Raw genomic sequence first — 18,858 nt, 5'->3', positions numbered from 1 at the left:
TACAGTTTATTACGCGTTGTCGCCAAACCAACAGATATTACGTGCGGCCATAATCAGCTCGCCGGCTTGCTCATCGCTAAGCCCTTCAATATCAGCCAGATCGTCAACACCCTGCTCGGCAAGATCTTCCAGCGTACAAACCCCACGCGCGGCCAGTTTAAAGGCCATGCTGCGCTCAAGACCCGGAAGGTTGAGCAAATCGTCAGCAGGTTTTTGGTCGCCCAGGCTTTCTTCTTGGGCCAGGGCCAGCGTGGTCAATGCAGCTTTGGCGCGATCGCGCAACGCTTCAACCATATCTTCATCCAGACCGTCGATTTCCAGCAGCTCTTTGATTGGCACGTAAGCCAATTCTTCCAGCGTAGAGAAGCCTTCTTCAACCAGTACGGTGGCGAAATCTTCGTCGATATCAAGATACTTGGTGAAGGTATCAATGGCGGCATGAGCTTCGGCCTGGTGCTTGGCCTGCAGATCGTCCGCCGTCATCACGTTCAGTTCCCAACGGTCGTCGTCACGGTGTTGTTTTAACAGCTGGGATGCCAAACGCACGTTTTGGCCATTACGGCCGATCGCCTGTGCCAGATTGCTGGCTTCAACGGCGATATCCATAGTGCAATTATCTTCATCAACCACGATCGAGGCAACGTCTGCCGGCGCCATGGCGTTGATGACGAACTGCGCAGGGTTATCATCCCACAGGATGATGTCGATACGTTCACCGCCGAGCTCGCTCGAAACGGCCTGAACGCGCGCACCGCGCATACCTACGCAAGCGCCGACCGGGTCGATGCGTTTGTCGTTGGTTTTCACTGCAATTTTCGCACGGGAGCCTGGATCGCGGGCTGCCGCTTTAATTTCAATCACTTCTTCGCCGATTTCCGGTACTTCGATGCGGAACAGTTCTTTCAGCATCTCGGCGCTGGAGCGGCTGACGAACAGCTGGGCACCACGGGCTTCGGGACGAACGGCGTACAGGATGCCGCGGATGCGGTCGCCTGGACGGAAGTTTTCGCGCGGCAGCATGTCTTCACGGCCAATGACCGCTTCGGCGTTGCTGCCCAGATCCAGCGCAATGCTGTCACGGTTAACTTTCTTCACCACGCCGGTGACGATTTCACCTTCGTGCTGACGGAAAGCATCAACGACCATAGCGCGCTCGGCTTCACGTACTTTCTGTACGATAACCTGTTTCGCGGTTTGAGTGGTGATACGGTCGAAGGTAACAGATTCAATCTGATCTTCGATGTAACCGCCCAGCTCGATGCCTGGCTCTTCATACTGCGCAGCTTCCAGCGTGATTTCACGCGTTGGCTGAGTCACTTCATCTACGGCGACCCAACGGCGGAAGGTATCGAAATCGCCAGTTTTGCGGTCAATGCTGACGCGAACTTCGATTTCCTGCTCGTATTTTTTCTTGGTGGCGGTGGCTAATGCGGTTTCCAGCGCTTCGAAAATCTTCTCACGCGGAAGGGATTTTTCATTGGAAACAGCTTCAACAACAGCCAGAATCTCTTTATTCATCCTAGTTGCCTCATCCAAACTTTAAAAGTGGGGTACCAGGTTCGCTTTCTGGATATTGCTCAGCGCGAACACTTCATCTTTCCCTTCCACAGTAACCGTGATCATCTCGCCATCGACAGACTTGATAATGCCCTGCCATTTGCGACGGTTCTGTACGGCCATGCGCAGGACCAAGCTGACTTCATCACCGAGGAAACGAGTATAGTGTTCGGCGGTGAACATCGGGCGATCAAGGCCAGGAGAGGAGACTTCCAAGTTGTAAGCGACTGTGATTGGCTCTTCGACGTCCAATACCGCGCTGACCTGGTGGCTGACATCAGCGCAATCGTCAACATTGATGCCGTTTTCACTGTCAATATAGATACGGAGCGTCGATTGGCGCGCACGAATAAATTCGATGCCTACAAGTTCAAAGCCCAACGCTTCTACCGGTGCCGAAAGCATCTCTGTTAATTTTTGCTCTAATGTGGACAAGCCCACCCCCAAGACATAAAAAAAGGGCCTAATAGCCCAGTGATTCTGTTGCCAAATAACAAAAAACCCCGAAAATTCGGGGCTTTATGCAACTGGACCCTGTTTGCCGCTAAGCGGCTTCGGTGCAACTTTCTAACAAGTGTCATTTTCAAATGTTGATCGAGAAAAGCGGAATTCAATCGAAAAGTGTATTTGAAAATAAACACTTAAAGGAAAGTGGTTGCGGGGGCCGGATTTGAACCGACGACCTTCGGGTTATGAGCCCGACGAGCTACCAGGCTGCTCCACCCCGCGTCCGAAAACGTGGCAAATATTACGCCGATAATCGCAAAATTGCAAGTTATCTCTGGGATTTGGTACCGAGGATGGGACTCGAACCCACAAGCCCGTTAGGGCACTACCACCTCAAGGTAGCGTGTCTACCAATTCCACCACCTCGGTACTGATTCTTACTGCTAACGGCCGTTATTTTAATGAGGTAATAACAACCGTTTTCAAACTCTGTTACTGCGTGCTGCTTACTGCGGGATATCGCTGCTCGGCTTGGTTGGTGCTGCCGGCGCGGTAGTCTGCTCAGATTTCACTGGCTGACCCAGATTTTCCCACTCGCTGCCTTTCTTGCTCTGGTTGGTGCTCAGGTTGCCCAGGATCAGACTGATGACGAAGAACAGCGTCGCCAGCACAGCCGTCATGCGGGTCATGAAGTTACCGGAACCGCTCGAACCGAACAATGTGCCAGAAGCACCTGCTCCGAATGAGGCTCCCATATCAGCGCCTTTACCTTGCTGCAGCATAATCAGAGCAACCAGCCCGATTGAGATCAGCAGGAAAATTACCAGAAGAGCTTCGTACATAGTTGTACCCGTATCCTTGCGGCTTCACCGCGTGCCAAATGCTTCACACCCCAAAGGCTTCTAATTCTATTAAGAAGTCGCAGGCGTTATATCAAACTGCCCACTGAAGCGGGTGTGAATACTAACCAAAGGCGCCAAACCACGCAAGGGCAATTTGCAGCCACCGGCGCGTTTGCGGAAAAAAACGCCAATAAAATTCGCAGGCTGTGATTTCCGAGGGCAGCGGTTGCCCCCGGACCGATCAAAAAAGCGTTAGCCCGCAGATTTCACCGCGTCGGCAATGCGATGTGCCAATGCCGTCACTTGCTGCTCGTCCTCGCCTTCCACCATCACGCGGATCAGCGGCTCGGTACCGGATTTACGTAGCAGCACGCGGCCGCGGCCGGCCAGTTCAGCCTCGACCTGCTCGGTGATTTTACGCACCTCTTCTGATTCCAGCGGGTTGTGCTCGCCGACAAAACGCACGTTGACCAGGATCTGCGGCAGTAATTTCATGCCGCTGCACAGGTCGTGCAGGCTCATGTTGTTGCGGACCATCGCCGTCAGTACCTGCAGACCGGCAACGATGCCGTCACCGGTGGTAGTTTTATCCAGCAGGATTACATGGCCGGAGTTCTCCGCACCAATGCGCCATCCCAGTTCCTGCAGCTTCTCCAGTACATAGCGATCGCCGACTTTGGCTCGAGCAAAGGGAATGCCCAACTGCTTAAGTGCCAGTTCGAGCCCCATATTGCTCATCAGCGTGCCTACCGCGCCACCGCGCAGTTGGCCCTGACGCAACCCTTCGCGGGCGATGATATAAAGGATCTGGTCGCCGTCGACCTTGTGGCCAAGGTGATCAACCATCATCACCCGGTCACCGTCGCCGTCAAATGCCAGACCGACGTGCGCTTTCTCCTGCAGCACGCGCTCTTGCAGTTGGCGAACGTCTGTTGCACCGCATTTTTCATTGATGTTCATGCCATCCGGTTCAACGCCGATGGCAATCACCGTGGCACCCAGTTCACGCAGCACGCTCGGCGCAATGTGATAGGTCGCGCCGTTGGCGCAGTCCACCACAATTTTCAGGCCTTTCAGGCTCAGTTCGCTCGGGAAGGTGCCTTTACAGAATTCGATGTAACGGCCGGCAGCATCAATGATCCGGCTCGCTTTACCCAGTTCGGAAGATTCTACGCAGGTCAGCGGTTTTTCCATTTCAGCTTCAATGGCTTCTTCCACATGATCCGGCAGCTTCGCGCCATCAATGGAGAAGAATTTAATGCCGTTGTCGTAAAACGGGTTATGAGAAGCGGAGATCACAATACCGGCTTCCGCACGGAAGGTACGCGTCAGATAGGCTACCGCTGGCGTCGGCATAGGCCCCGTGAAGGAAGCAGACAGCCCCGCCGCGGCAAGACCGGCTTCCAATGCCGACTCAAGCATGTAACCTGAGATACGAGTGTCTTTGCCGATAATAATTTTACGAGAACCGTGGCGTGCCAGCACCTTGCCCGCCGCCCAGCCCAGTTTCAGAACGAAATCAGGGGTAATAGGACTCTCACCGACCTTGCCACGAATGCCGTCGGTACCAAAATATTTGCGCTCGCTCATGTCTCTATCATCCCTTAGCTGAAATGGTTGCCTCGACGACACGCATCGCCTCGACGGTTTCTTTAACGTCATGCACTCTGACAATCTGCGCTCCCTGCATAGCGGCGATAACCGCACAGGCTACGCTGCCGATAACCCGCTGATCAGGTGGGACATTCAGCAGTTGCCCAATCATCGACTTACGCGACATTCCCACCAAAAGCGGCAGGCCGAAGTGATGAAACTCAGACAATCTGGCCAGAAGCTGATAATTGTGCGCTAAATTCTTACCGAAACCGAACCCGGGGTCGAGCAGCAATTTCTGATTTGTAATGCCGGCGGCATTACAGCGTTCTATATGATGCTGAAAAAAGGCGTTCACATCGCCAATCAGATCGTCGTAGTGCGGTGCCTGCTGCATGGTTCGTGGCTCACCCTGCATGTGCATCAGGCACACTGGCAACCCGCTTTCCGCCGCAGCGGCCAATGCGCCCGGCTCCTGCAATGAACGAACGTCGTTGATCAGGTGCGCACCGGCCTGAGCCGACTCGCGGATCACCCCTGCTTTCGAAGTATCTACCGAGATAAAAACTTCAAAACGCCGGGCAATGGCTTCAACGACGGGGACTACGCGCGCGATCTCTTCGTCTTCGCTGACCTCAGCCGCTCCCGGTCTGGTCGACTCGCCGCCCACATCAATCATGGTCGCACCGGCCGAAATCAGCGCATGCGCGTGCAGCAAAGCCTGATTAAGCTGGTTGTGCTGGCCGCCGTCAGAAAAAGAATCCGGGGTCACGTTGAGGATCCCCATCACCCGCGGATGGGAAAGATCGAGAGTCATGTCTCGCACGGTTAACTGCATTGCTAATCCACCTTACTGTTGCCTGGTTCACTGCCCGCCGGGCAATAAAAAACCCCGGCATGCCGGGGTTCGATGTTATTACACAGCCAAAGTTACTTGTCTAGCTGTTCAGACATGGTATTGCCTGGGTTTGGTGTGCGCGGTTCATCAACCGGCGTCGGGGCTTTTGGTGTGCCACCGTTGTCGGAATTGCTGCCCTTGCCCACATCGTCCCAACCCGCTGGCGGACGCACGTCTTTGCGGTTCATCAGATCGTCAATCTGCGGCGCGTCGATGGTTTCGTACTTCATCAGGGCGTCCTTCATTGAATGCAGGATGTCCATGTTTTCCATCAACAGCGAACGCGCTCGCACATAGTTACGTTCAATCAGGGATTTAACTTCCTGGTCGATAATGCGCGCGGTTTCGTCCGACATGTGCTTCGCCTTGGCCACTGAACGGCCCAGGAACACTTCGCCCTCTTCTTCCGCATACAGCAATGGCCCCAGCTTCTCGGAGAAGCCCCATTGGGTCACCATGTTGCGTGCAATCGAGGTCGCCACTTTAATGTCGTTCGAGGCACCGGTAGAGACTTTTTCCGGTCCGTAAATGATCTCTTCAGCCAGACGACCGCCGTACAGAGTAGAGATTTGGCTTTCCAGCTTCTGACGGCTGGCGCTGATCGCATCCCCTTCCGGCAGGAAGAAGGTCACACCCAACGCACGGCCACGAGGAATAATCGTGACCTTATGCACCGGATCGTGCTCAGGAACCAGGCGACCAATAATGGCGTGGCCAGCTTCGTGATACGCGGTCGACTCTTTCTGCGCTTCGGTCATCACCATGGAGCGACGTTCTGCACCCATCATGATCTTGTCTTTGGCTTTTTCGAACTCCACCATCGACACAACACGTTTGTTGCCACGTGCGGCAAACAGGGCAGCTTCGTTAACCAGGTTGGCCAGGTCAGCACCGGAGAAGCCCGGCGTACCACGAGCCAGTACAGAAGCATCAACATCGGGTGCCAGTGGCACGCGGCGTGAATGCACTTTCAGGATCTGCTCACGACCACGCACGTCCGGCAAGCCCACCACAACCTGGCGGTCGAAACGGCCTGGACGCAGCAACGCCGGGTCAAGCACGTCTGGACGGTTGGTCGCAGCGATAACGATGATACCTTCGTTGCCTTCAAAGCCGTCCATCTCAACCAGCATCTGGTTCAGCGTCTGCTCACGTTCGTCATGACCGCCGCCCAGGCCGGCACCACGCTGGCGACCGACGGCATCGATTTCATCGATAAAGATGATGCACGGTGCCGCTTTCTTCGCCTGCTCGAACATGTCACGCACACGGGAAGCACCGACACCCACAAACATTTCCACGAAGTCAGAACCGGAAATGGTGAAGAACGGCACTTTCGCCTCACCGGCGATAGCTTTCGCCAGCAGGGTTTTACCTGTCCCCGGCGGGCCAACCATCAGCACGCCTTTCGGGATCTTGCCGCCCAGCTTCTGGAAACGGCTCGGCTCGCGCAGGTATTCCACCAATTCGCTTACTTCGTCTTTCGCTTCGTCACAGCCAGCAACGTCAGCAAAAGTGGTTTTGATCTGGTCTTCCGTCAGCATGCGGGCCTTGCTCTTGCCGAAGGACATCGCGCCCTTGCCGCCGCCGCCCTGCATTTGACGCATGAAGAAGATCCAGACCCCGATCAGCAACAGCATCGGGAACCATGAAATAAAGATAGAAGCCAGCAAACTCGGCTCTTCAGGCGGTTCACCAACCACTTTCACATTCTTGGTCAACAACGTATCCAGCAACTTAGGATCGTTGACAGGGATGTAGGTCGTGTATTTGTTACTGTCTTTCTTGGTAACGTTAATTTCACGTCCATTGATTCGCGCTTCGCGAACCTGATCTTGGGTCAGTTCGGACATGAAGGTAGAGTAATCCACCCTACGGCCATTCGACTCGCTGGGCCCAAAGCTCTGGAATACAGACATCAACACTACCGCGATGACTAACCAGAGAATTAGGTTTTTCGCCATGTCACTCAAGGGATTAACCTCATATTACAACTGTGTTAACAAACAGCGTTAGGGTACTACAGCTTGCGCCCTGTCGCTACAATGTACACTTCGCGCGAACGTGCGCGGGAAGCGTCTGGCTTACGAATCTTAACCTTCGTAAACAGGGAGCGAATTTCCCGTAGGTACTCGTCAAAGCCATCTCCCTGGAACACCTTCACCAGGAAACTTCCGCCTGGTGCGAGGACATCACGACACATTCCCAGTGCTAATTCCACCAGATACATCGATCTTGGAATATCGACGGCCGGAGTGCCACTCATATTCGGGGCCATGTCAGACATGACCACCTGAACCTTACTTTCACCTACACGTTCCAACAGAGCCTTGAGCACCAGTTCATCACGAAAATCGCCCTGAAGGAAATCGACGCCAACGATAGGATCCATTGGCAAAATATCACAGGCGATGATGCGGCCGGAACCGCCAATCTGGGTCACGACATACTGCGACCAACCACCCGGCGCCGCACCTAAATCTACTACGGTCATGCCAGGTTTAAACAGTTTGTCACTCTGCTGTATTTCATCAAGTTTAAACCAGGCGCGCGAACGTAGCCCTTTTTTCTGCGCCTGTTGCACATATTTATCGCTAAAGTGTTCTTGTAACCAGCGACTGGAGCTAGCAGAACGCTTTTTATTAGCCATCTCGTTTTCCAACTATCATAAAAAGAGTCTTAATGTCAGGTTCGCAGCTCATGTAGACTCACACCGATGAAGACCGATTTGGTGATATACATGAGATGGCGGTAGAATGTACCGTTTTCAATCCCAACTTAAGCAAAAAAGACAATGAATCTGAATAATAAACAAAAACAGCACCTGAAAGGCCTGGCGCATCCGTTAAAACCGGTTGTCATGCTGGGTAATAACGGTCTCACCGAAGGGGTGCTGGCTGAAATTGAACAGGCTCTGGAGCATCATGAGCTGATCAAGGTAAAAATCGCTGCTGAAGATCGCGAAACCAAAACCCTGATCGCCGACGCTATCGTGCGCGAAACGGGTGCCTGCAATGTGCAAGTCATCGGTAGTACGCTTATTCTTTACCGCCCGTCTAAAGAGCGCAAGATCAGTCTACCGCGTTAATAAGCATTGGGTTAACGAAAAGGTGCCATGCACCTGATTCAGATAAAAGGCCGCACGCGGCCTTTTTCCTTTCTTTACAAAACCCTGGCGATTTTCTGCACGATTGGAAGGTGATCAGAGATATTCAACCTTCAAGATCTCATAATCGACATCGCCACCCGGGGTTTTTATCACAACCACATCATCTTGTTCTTTGCCGATCAGGCCACGTGCCATAGGCGAATTGACAGAAATCAGATTTTTCTTGAAATCAGCTTCGTCGTCGCCAACGATACGGTAGGTCACTTCTTCTTCGCTATCCAGGTTCAGCACCGATACGGTAGCGCCAAAAATCACGCGGCCATTGTTTGGCATCTTGGTGATATCGATCACCTGCGCGTTCGACAGCTTGGCTTCAATTTCCTGGATACGTCCTTCACAGAATCCCTGCTGCTCACGCGCCGCATGGTACTCTGCGTTTTCTTTCAAATCGCCGTGTTCACGGGCGTCAGCGATGTCCGCAATGATTTTCGGACGGCGCACGCCTTTCAAATATTCGAGTTCTTCGCGCAGTTTTTCAGCGCCAAACAAGGTCATCGGAATCTGTTTCATAGTATAAATACCTCTAAATCTTTCCTGTTCAAATAGCCGTCATCCTGACGTGTTCGTATGAAAAAACGGTGGGTACGTGCCCCCCGCCTCCAGGCGATAAACAAAAGAAGCCTGACTCGGAACCCTTGCCCAAGTCAGGATCGATTTTGCATTTTGATACGCATTTTAGCCTAGAGTTCCTTGAGGGTCATCGTTTACTTTTTCCCTGAATGCACCGTAGTATGACGGCACGTTATCCAGCTGTTATCCCGAGATTATGCGTTTTTCACGAATTGTCAGTGCATTGGCTTGCGCATTTGTTCTGAATGCGAATGCGGCCCCGGTTGAAGATTACACACAATATTTGCCTGATGGGGCCAACCTTGCCCTGGTAGTTCAGAAGATCGGCGCTAGCGCTCCGACCATCGATTATCACTCTCAGCAAATGGCGTTGCCGGCCAGTACCCAAAAAGTACTGACCGCTTTAGCTGCCTTGTTGCAGCTCGGCCCAGACTATCGCTTCACCACCACGCTGGAGAGCCAGGGCGACATCAGCGACGGCGTGCTGCGCGGCAACCTGATTGCCCGCTTTGGCGGCGATCCGACCTTTAAGCGCCAGAGCCTGCGCAACATGGTGGCGATCCTGAAAAAACAGGGCGTGCGCCAGATTACCGGCGATGTGCTGGTCGATACCTCGGTATTCGCCAGCCATGACAAAGCCCCCGGCTGGCCGTGGAACGACCTGACGCAGTGTTTCAGCGCACCGCCGGCGGCGGCGATAGTCGACCGCAACTGTTTCTCGGTGTCGCTGTACAGCGCCCCCAATCCGGGCGATATGGCCTTTATTCGCGTGGCCTCCTATTATCCGGTCAATATGTTTAGCCAGGTTCGCACGTTGGCGAAAGGGTCTGCGGATGCCCAATACTGCGAGCTGGATGTGGTGCCGGGCGAATTGAACCGCTTTACCCTGACCGGTTGCCTGACCCAACGCAGCGATCCCCTGCCGCTGGCCTTCGCCATTCAGGATGGTGCCAGCTATGCCGGGGCGATCCTGAAAGATGAGCTGACCCAGGCCGGTATCCAGATCGACGGACACCTGAAGCGCCAGACACAGCCGGGCCTGAAAGGCACGGTGATCGCCCAGACTCAATCAGCGCCGTTGCACGAATTGCTGAAGATTATGCTGAAGAAATCGGACAACATGATTGCCGATACCGTCTTCCGCACCATCGGTCATGAACGTTTTGGCGTTCCGGGTACCTGGCGTGCCGGCGCTGACGCCGTGCGTCAGGTGCTGCGTCAGAAGGCCGGCGTGGATTTGGGCAACAGCATCGTGGTAGACGGCTCAGGCCTTTCACGCCATAACCTGCTGGCTCCGGCGACCATGATGCAGGCGCTGCAATACATTGCGCAGCATGACAGCGAGCTGAACTTTATTTCGATGCTGCCGCTGTCCGGTTACGACGGAACGCTGCGCTACCGTGGCGGGCTGCACGAAGCCGGTGTTGATGGCAAGGTGTCCGCCAAAACCGGTGCGCTACAGGGCGTATATAACCTGGCCGGATTTATCACTACCGCCAGCGGCCAGCGTTTTGCCTTCGTACAGTATCTTTCAGGCTATGCCGTACCGCCGGAAGATCAAAAGCAGCGTCGAGCGCCACTGGTTCGTTTCGAAAGCCGCCTGTACCGGGATATTTATCAGAATAACTGAGGGTTATGATGAAACTGCTGATTGTGGAAGACGATGAGCTGCTGCAACAAGGGTTGGCACTGGCATTAGCCGGGGAAGGCTATGCCTGTGACTGCGCCGCCACGGCAGCGGAGGCCAATGCTCTGCTCATCACCAGCCAATACAGCATGATTATCCTCGATCTGGGCTTGCCCGACATGGATGGTGCCAGCCTGCTGCGGCAGTGGCGCCGCCAGCAAGTCGACCTGCCGGTGCTGATTTTGACCGCCCGTGACGCACTGGAAGACCGGGTCGACGGGCTGGACGCCGGTGCTGACGATTACCTGGTCAAGCCCTTCGCGTTAGTTGAACTACAGGCGCGCGTGCGCGCCCTGATCCGCCGCTATCAGGGCCACAGCGACAATCTTATTCAGTTGGACGATCTCCAGCTCAATCTCTCCAGCCAGCAGGTTTATGTTCAGCAGCAGCCGGTGGAGGTGACGCCGAAAGAATTCGCCATCCTCTCCCGCCTGATGATGCGCGCCGGTCAAACGGTTAATCGCGAGCTGTTGCAGCAGGATCTCTATACCTGGCAGGATGATTTAGGCTCCAATACGCTGGAAGTGCATATCCATAACCTGCGTCGTAAATTGGGCAAGGACCGCATCCGTACCGTTCGTGGCATTGGCTATCGTCTGGAATCCTCATCATGATCAGCATGCGCCGTCGTCTGTTGTTGATGCTGGCGCTGATCCTGTTGGTCACCCAGTTAATCAGCGCCTTTTGGCTCTGGCATGAAAGCCAGGAGCAAATCAGTTTCCTGGTGGATGAAACCCTGTCGGCCAAGGTGCGTACCGAGCGTGTCGATACGGAAATCGCCGAGGCGATAGCCTCACTGCTCGCCCCTTCGCTGATCATGATGATCGTCACCCTGCTGGCCTCATTCTGGGCTATCAGCTGGATTATTCGCCCGCTCAATCAGCTGCAGCAACGGTTGGAGAAGCGTTCCGCCGATAACCTGACGCCTCTGCCGCTCAGCGGAGACAGCCTCGAAATTATGGCGGTCACCACCACACTCAACCAACTGTTCTCACGGTTGGATAACACCATTCAACAGGAACGACTGTTCACCGCAGATGCCGCACATGAGTTACGTACGCCACTGGCGGGGATACGACTGCATCTGGAGTTAATGGAAAAACAGGGGGTCCCGCAAAGTAAGCCGTTGATCACCCGCATCGATCAACTGATGCATACCGTCGAACAATTGCTGATGCTCGCGCGTGCCGGACAAGACTTTGCCAGCGGCCACTATCAGCGTTTCGATTGGGTGAGCGACGTGATCCTGCCGCTACAAGAGGAACTTGAGGAGTTGACCCGCCAGCGCGGACAAAAACTGCAATGGCAGCTCCCGACGGCGGCCCCGATGCATGGCGATCCGGTCCTGCTTCGCCTGCTGCTGCGTAATCTGGTAGAAAATGCTCACCGCTACAGCCCGGAAGGCAGCAGCATTCAGGTGCAGCTGACACAGCAGAAACCCGGCTATCAGTTGCAGGTGACGGATGAAGGCCCGGGAATCAAAGAACAAATGGAAGGTGAGCTCACTCAGGCATTCCGCCGTATGGATCAACGCTATGGCGGCAGCGGACTGGGACTGAACATCGTCACCCGCATAGTGCAACTGCATCAGGGCCGTCTGACTCTGGAAAATCGCCAGGATACCCACGGGCTGAATGCACAATGCTGGTTACCTGAGAATGTCCTGAACAAATAATGCCGATAAAAAAAGGGCCCAGTTTTTAACTGAGCCCTTTTCTTTGCAAGATTATTTCTGGTAAATGATTTCGACGCCTTCGTCGTCATCTTCGTCCCAGTCATCATCCCAATCGTCTTCCGCTTCAGCTTCCACTTCAGCGATCTGTTCACGGTGGTAATCATCCCACATGAACTCGACTTTCTCCGGTGCGCTTTCTTCGATAGCCATGGCTTTCGGTTGGGTGTTGATGAACTTCATCACGTCCCAGCACAACGCATTCACGCCTTCGCGATTCACCGCGGAGATCATGTAGTACTTGCCTTCCCAGCCCATGCCTTCTGCAATCGCCTTGGCGCGCTCGGCGGCTTCTTCCTCACCTATCAGGTCAACCTTGTTGAAAACCAGCCAGCGTGGCTTCTGCGCCAGATTTTCGCTGTATTGATTCAACTCGTTGATAATGACTTTGGCGTTTTCTACCGGATCGGATTCATCGATAGGTGCGATATCCACCAGGTGCAGCAGAACGCGGCAACGCTCCAGGTGCTTCAGGAAGCGAATACCCAGGCCGGCACCGTCGGAAGCCCCTTCGATCAAGCCAGGAATGTCGGCAATAACGAAGCTCTGTTCGTGATCCATACGTACCACGCCCAGGCTTGGGACCAGAGTGGTAAATGGATAGTCGGCCACTTTCGGCTTAGCGGCGGACACTGCACGAATGAAGGTGGATTTGCCAGCGTTTGGCAGGCCAAGCATGCCAACATCGGCCAGCAGCAACAGCTCCAGCAAGATGTCACGTGCTTCACCGGCGGTGCCCAGCGTTTTCTGGCGCGGTGCACGGTTAACTGATGATTTAAAACGGGTGTTGCCCAAACCGTGCCAACCGCCCTTCGCTACCATCAGACGTTGTTCATGGCGAGTCATGTCACCGAGGATCTCACCGGTGCCCTGATCCTGCACGCGGGTACCGACCGGTACCTTGATGGTGATATCTTTGCCACGCTTGCCGGTACAGTCACGGCTTTGACCGTTCTGGCCACGTTCAGCACGGAAAGATTTCTCAAAGCGGTAGTCGATCAGCGTGTTGAGGTTTTCGTCCGCCAACAGATAGACGTCGCCGCCATCGCCGCCGTCACCGCCATCAGGGCCGCCGTTCGGGATATACTTTTCGCGGCGGAAGCTGACGCAACCATTACCACCGTCACCTGCAACGACCAAAATCGCTGCTTCATCTACAAACTTCATTTACCGTCTCCGTAAATCATTCACCGGGCTGCTTCAAAGGAGCAACCAGGCGGGTTTCTGCCCGTCGCGGCCACCAACGGTGACCAATTGCGGAAAACATGGCGCCCGCTACCACGACGAAAGCGCCGACATAACCGACGACATTCAATGTCGGGGCGGCGAATACGTGTGGCCAGGCCAGCGCCAACAAATCTGAAAACAGCAGGGTAAACAGCGGGGTCAGCGTGATTAACGCACTCACCTGCGCCGCCTGCCAGCGCGCCATGGCTTCCGCCAGCGCACCATAGCCAATCAGCGTGTTGGCGCCACAGAACAGCAAACAGGCTAATTGCCAGCCGCTGAGCTGGAAAATCACCTCAGGCTTGGCCAGAGGGAATAGCGCGATCGCACATAAAGTGTACAACATTACCAAAATTTGCGGCGAGGCTAATCGACGTAGCAACACTTTCTGCGCCACGCCATAAGTCACCCAGACCATCGCCGCACACACGCCCAACAGCACCCCCAGGGTGTAATCCGTCAGGCGGGTGAAAATCTCAATCAGGCTGACATTGAAGAACAACAGCAGCCCGCAAATCAGCATCAGTGCGCCAATCACCTGGGTGATGCGCATCCGCTCTTTTAAAACCAGCACGCTGGCAAACATCATACCGACCGGCGACAGCTGGCCGATGACCTGAGATGCGGTCGGGCTAAGGTACTGCAACGAAGAGCTGAAGAAGATAAAATTCCCCAGCAAGCCCGCGGTGGCGATGGCCAAAATCAGCAGCCAGCGTGGTTGACGGAACATGGTCACCGGCGGCAATCTGCCGCGCACGGCCAAAATGATCCCAAGCCCCAGCGCCGCGATGGTAAATCGATACCAAACGACGGTAAACGGCTCCATCACTACCAGCACTTCTTTCATCGCAATCGGCAATGCACCCCAGCAAACTGCCGTAGTTACCGCTAGGAAAATGCCAATTCCGACCTGCTGTTTCGTTTCCATCTTACCTTTTGCCAGCGCTGACGGGCCGATGCACAAGCAGCCCATAAATGTAAAAAGCCCCGCAACGAGTTGCGGGGCTTACATCTATTTCGTAAGGCTCGAAAAATTATTCAGCTTCGATGCTGATGAATTTACGATTGCTCGGGCCTTTAACTTCGAATTTGACTTTACCGTCTTTCAAAGCAAACAGAGTGTGGTCTTTGCCGCAACCCACGTTGGTACCAGCGTGGAATTTAGTGCCGCGCTGACGAACGATGATGCTGCCTGCCAGTACTGCTTCGCCGCCAAAGCGTTTAACGCCCAGACGTTTAGCTTCTGAATCGCGACCGTTACGAGTCGAGCCGCCAGCCTTTTTGTGTGCCATTAATCTGCTCCCCTAACTTAAGCGCTGATGCCGGTGATTTTAACGTCAGTGAACCACTGACGGTGGCCCTGCTGCTTACGATGGTGCTTACGACGACGAAACTTAACAATCTTAATTTTCTCGCCACGACCGTGAGCAACGACTTCAGCTTTGATCTTACCGCCATCGACGAAAGGAACGCCGATTTTGATATCTTCGCCATTAGCAATCATCAGAATCTGGTCAAACTCAACAGCTTCACCAGTTGCGATGTCCAGCTTTTCCAAGCGAACGGTTTGACCTTCGCTTACTCGGTGTTGTTTACCACCACTTTGGAAAACCGCGTACATATAAAACTCCGCTTTCCGCGTGCCCAACTGTTCAGTACAGAGCGCGCTATAAATATTCACAATAGGGCGCGAATTCTACGCAATAATCCAGCATATGACAAGAGCAGAATAAGACCAGAAGTAGAAAAAAGAAGAAAAAAAGCACAGTTTCTTTCATGGCGTTTATCTGAGGCGTTTTTCAAGTACAATCAGTAGGACAGTTACCGCCATGTACCGATGTGAGCAGCGATCTCAACGCGGTGAAGAGAAACACAGCTGAAAAAAATACAATGAACCTAGAGCAAATTACCGAGTTAACCGCGCAAGATATGGCGGCCGTGAACGCAACAATTCTCGAACAGCTGAATTCCGATGTCACGCTCATCAATCAGCTTGGCTATTACATTATCAGTGGTGGCGGTAAACGCATCCGCCCGATGATCGCCGTTCTGGCGGCGCGGGCATTGCATTATCAGGGTGATAAACACATTACCGTCGCTGCGCTGATCGAATTCATTCATACCGCAACCCTGCTGCATGATGATGTGGTGGATGAATCCGATATGCGTCGCGGCAAGGCCACTGCCAATGCTGCCTTCGGCAATGCCGCCAGCGTATTGGTTGGCGACTTCATCTATACGCGGGCTTTCCAGATGATGACCAGCCTGGAATCGCTCCGTGTATTGGCGCTGATGTCCGAGGCGGTCAATGTGATTGCCGAAGGTGAAGTGCTGCAGTTAATGAACGTGAACGATCCGAACATTACCGAAGAAAGCTACATGCGGGTGATCTACAGCAAAACCGCACGCCTGTTCGAAGCGGCGGCACAATCTTCGGCGATCCTTTCGGGCGCCAGCGAGGCAGAAGAAAAAGCGCTGCAGGATTACGGCCGCTATCTTGGCACCGCCTTCCAGCTGATCGACGACCTGCTCGATTACAGCGCCGACGGCAGCACCCTGGGTAAAAATACCGGTGACGATCTTAACGAGGGCAAACCGACGCTGCCCTTGCTGCATGCCATGCATAATAGTGAAGGCGAGCAGAAAGCCATGATCCGCGGCGCGATTGAACAGGGCAACGGCCGTCATTTGCTGGAGCCGGTTTTACAGGCCATGGAGCAATGCGGCTCGCTGGAATATACCCGCCAACGCGCTGAGGAAGAGGCCGACAAGGCGATTGCCGCACTGCAGGTGCTACCGGAGTCTGCCCACCGTGCCGCGCTGGAAGGATTAGCCCATCTTGCAGTTCAACGCGATTTTTAAGAAATAATAAACGCCCTGCAGTTTCCACAGACCCGCGATGCGGGTCTGTTCATTTCCCCGGAAAGACACGCGCCAGCAGGCCGCCAATCCCCTCTCGCATCAGGAAAGCCAACATCTTTTCGCGTTCGCTCTCCGTCAGGTGGTAGTAATACTCAATCCACACCGTCAGCGGATCCTTGCGTTCAACTTCATACAGCGCCGGGTCCTCTTTCAAGATCAGTAAATTGCGCGTACCGGTCGGCAAACTGTCAATGTGATACTCCAGCGCCTTTCCCTGTACGCCTTTGCGCCGGCGGCTGATCCAGCCTTCACGACGCGCCATCAAGTTTATTCCCTGTGGTGAGGAAGGTAACCCTGCCACGCCGGTCAATTCCTTGGCGGCAAACCACTCTTTTTTCATGGCCATGTTCTCTGGGCAAAAGTAGGCGAAGATCTTTTTTAGGAAATTTATTGGATATTTTTTAAGAAATTTAGTGGTATCCTAGTTTCCGTATAAGCGTTTCATGTTGTTCAAACGATTAATCTTGACCTGTTAGTTATACCACTAACAGAACTTTCGCTAATCAAAAAAGGAATGCAAACATGAACTCAAGGAATAAGGATTGGCATCCGGCGGATATCATTGCGGCTTTACGTAAGAAGGGAACGACACTGGCGGCGGTGTCGCGCAAGGCAGGACTTAGCTCATCAACGCTGGCAAACGCACTGTCGCGTCCCTGGCCAAAAGGAGAATGGCTGATTGCCGAAACGCTCGATATACACCCTGCAGAAATCTGGCCGAGCCGCTATTTCGATCCCCATACCAATAACTTACTGGATCGAAAAGCCCGTATTCGGTCCTAGCTGCGGGCATAAAAAAACCGCCGGTACGTTGTCCGGCGGCCTATGCATACTCATGCACTGCTGGATGATCAGTTATTGATAAACTTTTCGCCCAGTTCGATATCTTTGTGCAGAACATCCAGCATGTCTTCCAACGCTTTCTGTTCGAACGCGCTCAGAGTGCCGATGTCTTTGCGTTCTTCAACGCCATTCTTACCCAGCACCAGCGGTTGCGCGAAGAAGCGAGCGTATTTGCCATCGCCTTCCACATAAGCACATTCCACCACGCCTTTTTCGCCTTGCAGCGCACGAACCAGAGACAGGCCGAAACGCGCCGCCGCCTGGCCCATAGACAGGGTTGCAGACCCACCGCCGGCTTTGGCTTCAACCACTTCAGTACCCGCATTTTGGATACGCTTAGTCAGATCGGCCACTTCCTGATCGGTAAAGCTCACGCCAGGGATCTGCGACAGCAGCGGCAAAATGGTCACGCCAGAGTGTCCGCCGATCACCGGTACGTTCAGCTCTTCAGGTTTTTTGCCTTTCAGCTCAGCCACAAAGGTATTGGAACGGATAATGTCCAGCGAGGTCACGCCGAACAGTTTGTTCTTGTCATAAACACCGGCTTTCTTCAGCACTTCTGCCGCGATAGCCACGGTGGTATTGACCGGGTTGGTGATAATGCCGATGCAGGCTTTCGGGCAGGTGGTTGCCACTTGCTGGATCAGATTACGCACGATGCCTGCGTTCACGTTGAACAGATCTGAACGATCCATGCCAGGTTTACGCGCAACGCCTGCAGAAATCAGCACCACGTCTGCACCGTGCAGAGCTGGAGTAGCGTCTTCGCCACTGAAGCCTTTGATTTTCACTGCGGTTGGGATGTGGCTTAAATCGACGGCAACGCCTGGGGTAACGGGGGCAATGTCGTAGAGAGAGAGTTCAGAACCTGAAGGAAGCTGGGTTTTGAGTAGAAGGGCGAGGGCCTGGCCGATACCGCCAGCAGCACCGAGAACTGCAACTTTCATCCTATACTCCTTTATTATCTTAAATATATAAAGCGCCGTGAATATGTTGGTTACGGACCTTAAATTATTACACCTTTAAAAACAATCTCTTAACAGTCTGTTTGAGAACTGGCGCAATAAAACAGCCGATGTCGCGCTCATTTTAGATTAAATAGCTTACGCATTAAGGGCATAGCGCACACTAATCAAAAATACTGCGAGGTTATTCACGAGCAAGTTAACCGGCGGTTACATTACACCCTTACACAACATCAGAACAACATCATTTTAATAACATTTTCTTTACCACCGCGGGCGGCATTTTCGGTCACCGAAAGGGCATATTCATGGGGTACGGATTTTGTTAAAATGCTGCCCTTTCCTCGTTGTCCGGGCATTGTTATTTTTTCCGGGCGTCCTTTTATTGCATAAAAATTCATTTATA

The 18,858-nt window shown here is 53.6% G+C and carries 21 protein-coding genes and 2 tRNA genes; 6 read left to right on the top strand and 17 right to left on the bottom strand.

From position 1 onward, the window contains the following. Nucleotides 1-9: 9 nt before the first annotated feature. From nusA to rlmE, 9 genes are all read right to left on the bottom strand, one after another. Nucleotides 10-1,518, bottom strand: a complete 1,509-nt coding sequence (gene nusA / locus M495_RS01775) for a transcription termination factor NusA (protein WP_004952855.1) — start codon at nucleotides 1,516-1,518, stop codon at nucleotides 10-12. Between the two features lie 21 nt (nucleotides 1,519-1,539). Beyond that, nucleotides 1,540-1,992 carry a ribosome maturation factor RimP gene (gene rimP, locus M495_RS01770; protein ID WP_071827073.1) on the bottom strand — a complete coding sequence of 151 codons (453 nt, stop codon included), beginning with the start codon at nucleotides 1,990-1,992 and terminating at the stop codon, nucleotides 1,540-1,542. 217 nt (nucleotides 1,993-2,209) lie between these two features. Further along, nucleotides 2,210-2,286: transfer RNA gene (locus M495_RS01765), tRNA-Met, on the bottom strand. A 60-nt stretch (nucleotides 2,287-2,346) separates the two neighbouring features. Next, nucleotides 2,347-2,433 (bottom strand) — tRNA-Leu (locus M495_RS01760). A 77-nt stretch (nucleotides 2,434-2,510) separates the two neighbouring features. Continuing rightward, on the bottom strand, nucleotides 2,511-2,846 hold the full coding sequence (gene secG / locus M495_RS01755) for a preprotein translocase subunit SecG (RefSeq protein WP_020824951.1): 336 nt from the start codon (nucleotides 2,844-2,846) through the stop codon (nucleotides 2,511-2,513). A gap of 252 nt (nucleotides 2,847-3,098) precedes the next feature. Next, nucleotides 3,099-4,436 carry a phosphoglucosamine mutase gene (glmM, locus tag M495_RS01750; RefSeq protein WP_020824950.1) on the bottom strand — a complete coding sequence of 446 codons (1,338 nt, stop codon included), beginning with the start codon at nucleotides 4,434-4,436 and terminating at the stop codon, nucleotides 3,099-3,101. Nucleotides 4,437-4,443: 7 nt separating this feature from the next. Then, nucleotides 4,444-5,277, bottom strand: a complete 834-nt coding sequence (gene folP / locus M495_RS01745; protein ID WP_020824949.1) for a dihydropteroate synthase — start codon at nucleotides 5,275-5,277, stop codon at nucleotides 4,444-4,446. Nucleotides 5,278-5,369: 92 nt separating this feature from the next. After that, complete coding sequence (gene ftsH, locus M495_RS01740) at nucleotides 5,370-7,301, bottom strand: ATP-dependent zinc metalloprotease FtsH (RefSeq protein WP_041414147.1); 1,932 nt, start codon at nucleotides 7,299-7,301, stop codon at nucleotides 5,370-5,372. A gap of 56 nt (nucleotides 7,302-7,357) precedes the next feature. Then, nucleotides 7,358-7,987 carry a 23S rRNA (uridine(2552)-2'-O)-methyltransferase RlmE gene (gene rlmE, locus M495_RS01735; RefSeq protein ID WP_012004940.1) on the bottom strand — a complete coding sequence of 210 codons (630 nt, stop codon included), beginning with the start codon at nucleotides 7,985-7,987 and terminating at the stop codon, nucleotides 7,358-7,360. 144 nt (nucleotides 7,988-8,131) lie between these two features. Between rlmE and yhbY the strand changes: the two genes are divergently transcribed. Beyond that, nucleotides 8,132-8,425 (top strand): ribosome assembly RNA-binding protein YhbY, encoded by a 294-nt coding sequence (gene yhbY, locus M495_RS01730; RefSeq protein ID WP_004933536.1) that lies wholly within the window; start codon nucleotides 8,132-8,134, stop codon nucleotides 8,423-8,425. 114 nt (nucleotides 8,426-8,539) lie between these two features. Here yhbY and greA read toward each other — a convergent pair whose 3' ends face one another. Beyond that, nucleotides 8,540-9,016, bottom strand: coding sequence for a transcription elongation factor GreA (gene greA, locus M495_RS01725; RefSeq protein WP_020824947.1), 477 nt, complete (start codon nucleotides 9,014-9,016; stop codon nucleotides 8,540-8,542). Nucleotides 9,017-9,272: 256 nt separating this feature from the next. Between greA and dacB the strand changes: the two genes are divergently transcribed. From dacB to pmrB, 3 genes are read left to right on the top strand one after another with little or no spacing between them, the layout of a single operon-like run. Next, nucleotides 9,273-10,706, top strand: coding sequence for a serine-type D-Ala-D-Ala carboxypeptidase (gene dacB, locus M495_RS01720; protein WP_020824946.1), 1,434 nt, complete (start codon nucleotides 9,273-9,275; stop codon nucleotides 10,704-10,706). Nucleotides 10,707-10,714: 8 nt separating this feature from the next. Continuing rightward, complete coding sequence (gene pmrA, locus M495_RS01715; protein ID WP_020824945.1) at nucleotides 10,715-11,377, top strand: two-component system response regulator PmrA; 663 nt, start codon at nucleotides 10,715-10,717, stop codon at nucleotides 11,375-11,377. Continuing rightward, the gene (gene pmrB / locus M495_RS01710; RefSeq protein WP_020824944.1) at nucleotides 11,374-12,438 is read left to right on the top strand and encodes a two-component system sensor histidine kinase PmrB; all 1,065 of its coding nucleotides are present in this window, start codon (nucleotides 11,374-11,376) and stop codon (nucleotides 12,436-12,438) included. Before pmrA ends, pmrB begins: the two co-directional genes overlap by 4 nt. A 51-nt stretch (nucleotides 12,439-12,489) precedes the next feature. On the opposite strand, the gene cgtA is transcribed toward pmrB, so the two are convergent. The 4 genes from cgtA to rplU form a co-directional block, all read right to left on the bottom strand. Further along, on the bottom strand, nucleotides 12,490-13,662 hold the full coding sequence (gene cgtA / locus M495_RS01705; protein ID WP_020824943.1) for an Obg family GTPase CgtA: 1,173 nt from the start codon (nucleotides 13,660-13,662) through the stop codon (nucleotides 12,490-12,492). A 16-nt stretch (nucleotides 13,663-13,678) separates the two neighbouring features. Next, complete coding sequence (locus M495_RS01700; RefSeq protein ID WP_041415179.1) at nucleotides 13,679-14,650, bottom strand: DMT family transporter; 972 nt, start codon at nucleotides 14,648-14,650, stop codon at nucleotides 13,679-13,681. A gap of 106 nt (nucleotides 14,651-14,756) precedes the next feature. Further along, on the bottom strand, nucleotides 14,757-15,014 hold the full coding sequence (gene rpmA, locus M495_RS01695; protein ID WP_004933559.1) for a 50S ribosomal protein L27: 258 nt from the start codon (nucleotides 15,012-15,014) through the stop codon (nucleotides 14,757-14,759). A gap of 17 nt (nucleotides 15,015-15,031) precedes the next feature. Then, nucleotides 15,032-15,343: a 50S ribosomal protein L21 gene (rplU, locus tag M495_RS01690; RefSeq protein ID WP_004933561.1), complete on the bottom strand. Its 312-nt coding sequence runs from the start codon at nucleotides 15,341-15,343 to the stop codon at nucleotides 15,032-15,034. Between the two features lie 269 nt (nucleotides 15,344-15,612). On the opposite strand from rplU, the gene ispB reads away from it, so the two are divergent. Then, a complete protein-coding gene (ispB, locus tag M495_RS01685) occupies nucleotides 15,613-16,584 on the top strand; it encodes an octaprenyl diphosphate synthase (RefSeq protein ID WP_020824941.1) in 972 nt (323 codons plus the stop codon). A gap of 49 nt (nucleotides 16,585-16,633) precedes the next feature. On the opposite strand, the gene M495_RS01680 is transcribed toward ispB, so the two are convergent. Beyond that, complete coding sequence (locus tag M495_RS01680) at nucleotides 16,634-16,984, bottom strand: DNA-binding protein (protein WP_020824940.1); 351 nt, start codon at nucleotides 16,982-16,984, stop codon at nucleotides 16,634-16,636. A 182-nt stretch (nucleotides 16,985-17,166) separates the two neighbouring features. Between M495_RS01680 and M495_RS01675 the strand changes: the two genes are divergently transcribed. Then, nucleotides 17,167-17,427: a helix-turn-helix domain-containing protein gene (locus M495_RS01675; protein ID WP_020824939.1), complete on the top strand. Its 261-nt coding sequence runs from the start codon at nucleotides 17,167-17,169 to the stop codon at nucleotides 17,425-17,427. Nucleotides 17,428-17,495: 68 nt separating this feature from the next. Here M495_RS01675 and mdh read toward each other — a convergent pair whose 3' ends face one another. Both mdh and M495_RS25725 read right to left on the bottom strand, forming a co-directional pair. Beyond that, a complete protein-coding gene (mdh, locus tag M495_RS01670) occupies nucleotides 17,496-18,434 on the bottom strand; it encodes a malate dehydrogenase (protein WP_020824938.1) in 939 nt (312 codons plus the stop codon). 251 nt (nucleotides 18,435-18,685) lie between these two features. Beyond that, nucleotides 18,686-18,853, bottom strand: a complete 168-nt coding sequence (locus M495_RS25725; protein ID WP_169534188.1) for a hypothetical protein — start codon at nucleotides 18,851-18,853, stop codon at nucleotides 18,686-18,688. Between the last annotated feature and the right edge of the window lie 5 nt (nucleotides 18,854-18,858).

It is taken from the genome of Serratia liquefaciens ATCC 27592, from assembly GCF_000422085.1.
GTDB classification, from domain to species: Bacteria; Pseudomonadota; Gammaproteobacteria; order Enterobacterales; family Enterobacteriaceae; genus Serratia; species Serratia liquefaciens.
This window is presented reverse-complemented; position numbering and strand designations above follow the sequence as displayed.

What these genes read in the sequence shown, in the direction of transcription:
- nusA (WP_004952855.1), bottom strand. Translation starts at nt 1,518, where the DNA reads ATGAATAAAGAGATTCTGGCTGTTGTTGAAGCTGTTTCCAATGAAAAA.
- secG (WP_020824951.1), bottom strand. Translation starts at nt 2,846, where the DNA reads ATGTACGAAGCTCTTCTGGTAATTTTCCTGCTGATCTCAATCGGGCTG.
- glmM (WP_020824950.1), bottom strand. Translation starts at nt 4,436, where the DNA reads ATGAGCGAGCGCAAATATTTTGGTACCGACGGCATTCGTGGCAAGGTC.
- folP (WP_020824949.1), bottom strand. Translation starts at nt 5,277, where the DNA reads ATGCAGTTAACCGTGCGAGACATGACTCTCGATCTTTCCCATCCGCGG.
- ftsH (WP_041414147.1), bottom strand. Translation starts at nt 7,301, where the DNA reads ATGGCGAAAAACCTAATTCTCTGGTTAGTCATCGCGGTAGTGTTGATG.
- rlmE (WP_012004940.1), bottom strand. Translation starts at nt 7,987, where the DNA reads ATGGCTAATAAAAAGCGTTCTGCTAGCTCCAGTCGCTGGTTACAAGAA.
- yhbY (WP_004933536.1), top strand. Translation starts at nt 8,132, where the DNA reads ATGAATCTGAATAATAAACAAAAACAGCACCTGAAAGGCCTGGCGCAT.
- greA (WP_020824947.1), bottom strand. Translation starts at nt 9,016, where the DNA reads ATGAAACAGATTCCGATGACCTTGTTTGGCGCTGAAAAACTGCGCGAA.
- dacB (WP_020824946.1), top strand. Translation starts at nt 9,273, where the DNA reads ATGCGTTTTTCACGAATTGTCAGTGCATTGGCTTGCGCATTTGTTCTG.
- pmrA (WP_020824945.1), top strand. Translation starts at nt 10,715, where the DNA reads ATGAAACTGCTGATTGTGGAAGACGATGAGCTGCTGCAACAAGGGTTG.
- pmrB (WP_020824944.1), top strand. Translation starts at nt 11,374, where the DNA reads ATGATCAGCATGCGCCGTCGTCTGTTGTTGATGCTGGCGCTGATCCTG.
- cgtA (WP_020824943.1), bottom strand. Translation starts at nt 13,662, where the DNA reads ATGAAGTTTGTAGATGAAGCAGCGATTTTGGTCGTTGCAGGTGACGGT.
- M495_RS01700 (WP_041415179.1), bottom strand. Translation starts at nt 14,650, where the DNA reads ATGGAAACGAAACAGCAGGTCGGAATTGGCATTTTCCTAGCGGTAACT.
- rpmA (WP_004933559.1), bottom strand. Translation starts at nt 15,014, where the DNA reads ATGGCACACAAAAAGGCTGGCGGCTCGACTCGTAACGGTCGCGATTCA.
- rplU (WP_004933561.1), bottom strand. Translation starts at nt 15,343, where the DNA reads ATGTACGCGGTTTTCCAAAGTGGTGGTAAACAACACCGAGTAAGCGAA.
- ispB (WP_020824941.1), top strand. Translation starts at nt 15,613, where the DNA reads ATGAACCTAGAGCAAATTACCGAGTTAACCGCGCAAGATATGGCGGCC.
- M495_RS01680 (WP_020824940.1), bottom strand. Translation starts at nt 16,984, where the DNA reads ATGAAAAAAGAGTGGTTTGCCGCCAAGGAATTGACCGGCGTGGCAGGG.
- M495_RS01675 (WP_020824939.1), top strand. Translation starts at nt 17,167, where the DNA reads ATGAACTCAAGGAATAAGGATTGGCATCCGGCGGATATCATTGCGGCT.
- mdh (WP_020824938.1), bottom strand. Translation starts at nt 18,434, where the DNA reads ATGAAAGTTGCAGTTCTCGGTGCTGCTGGCGGTATCGGCCAGGCCCTC.
- M495_RS25725 (WP_169534188.1), bottom strand. Translation starts at nt 18,853, where the DNA reads ATGAATTTTTATGCAATAAAAGGACGCCCGGAAAAAATAACAATGCCC.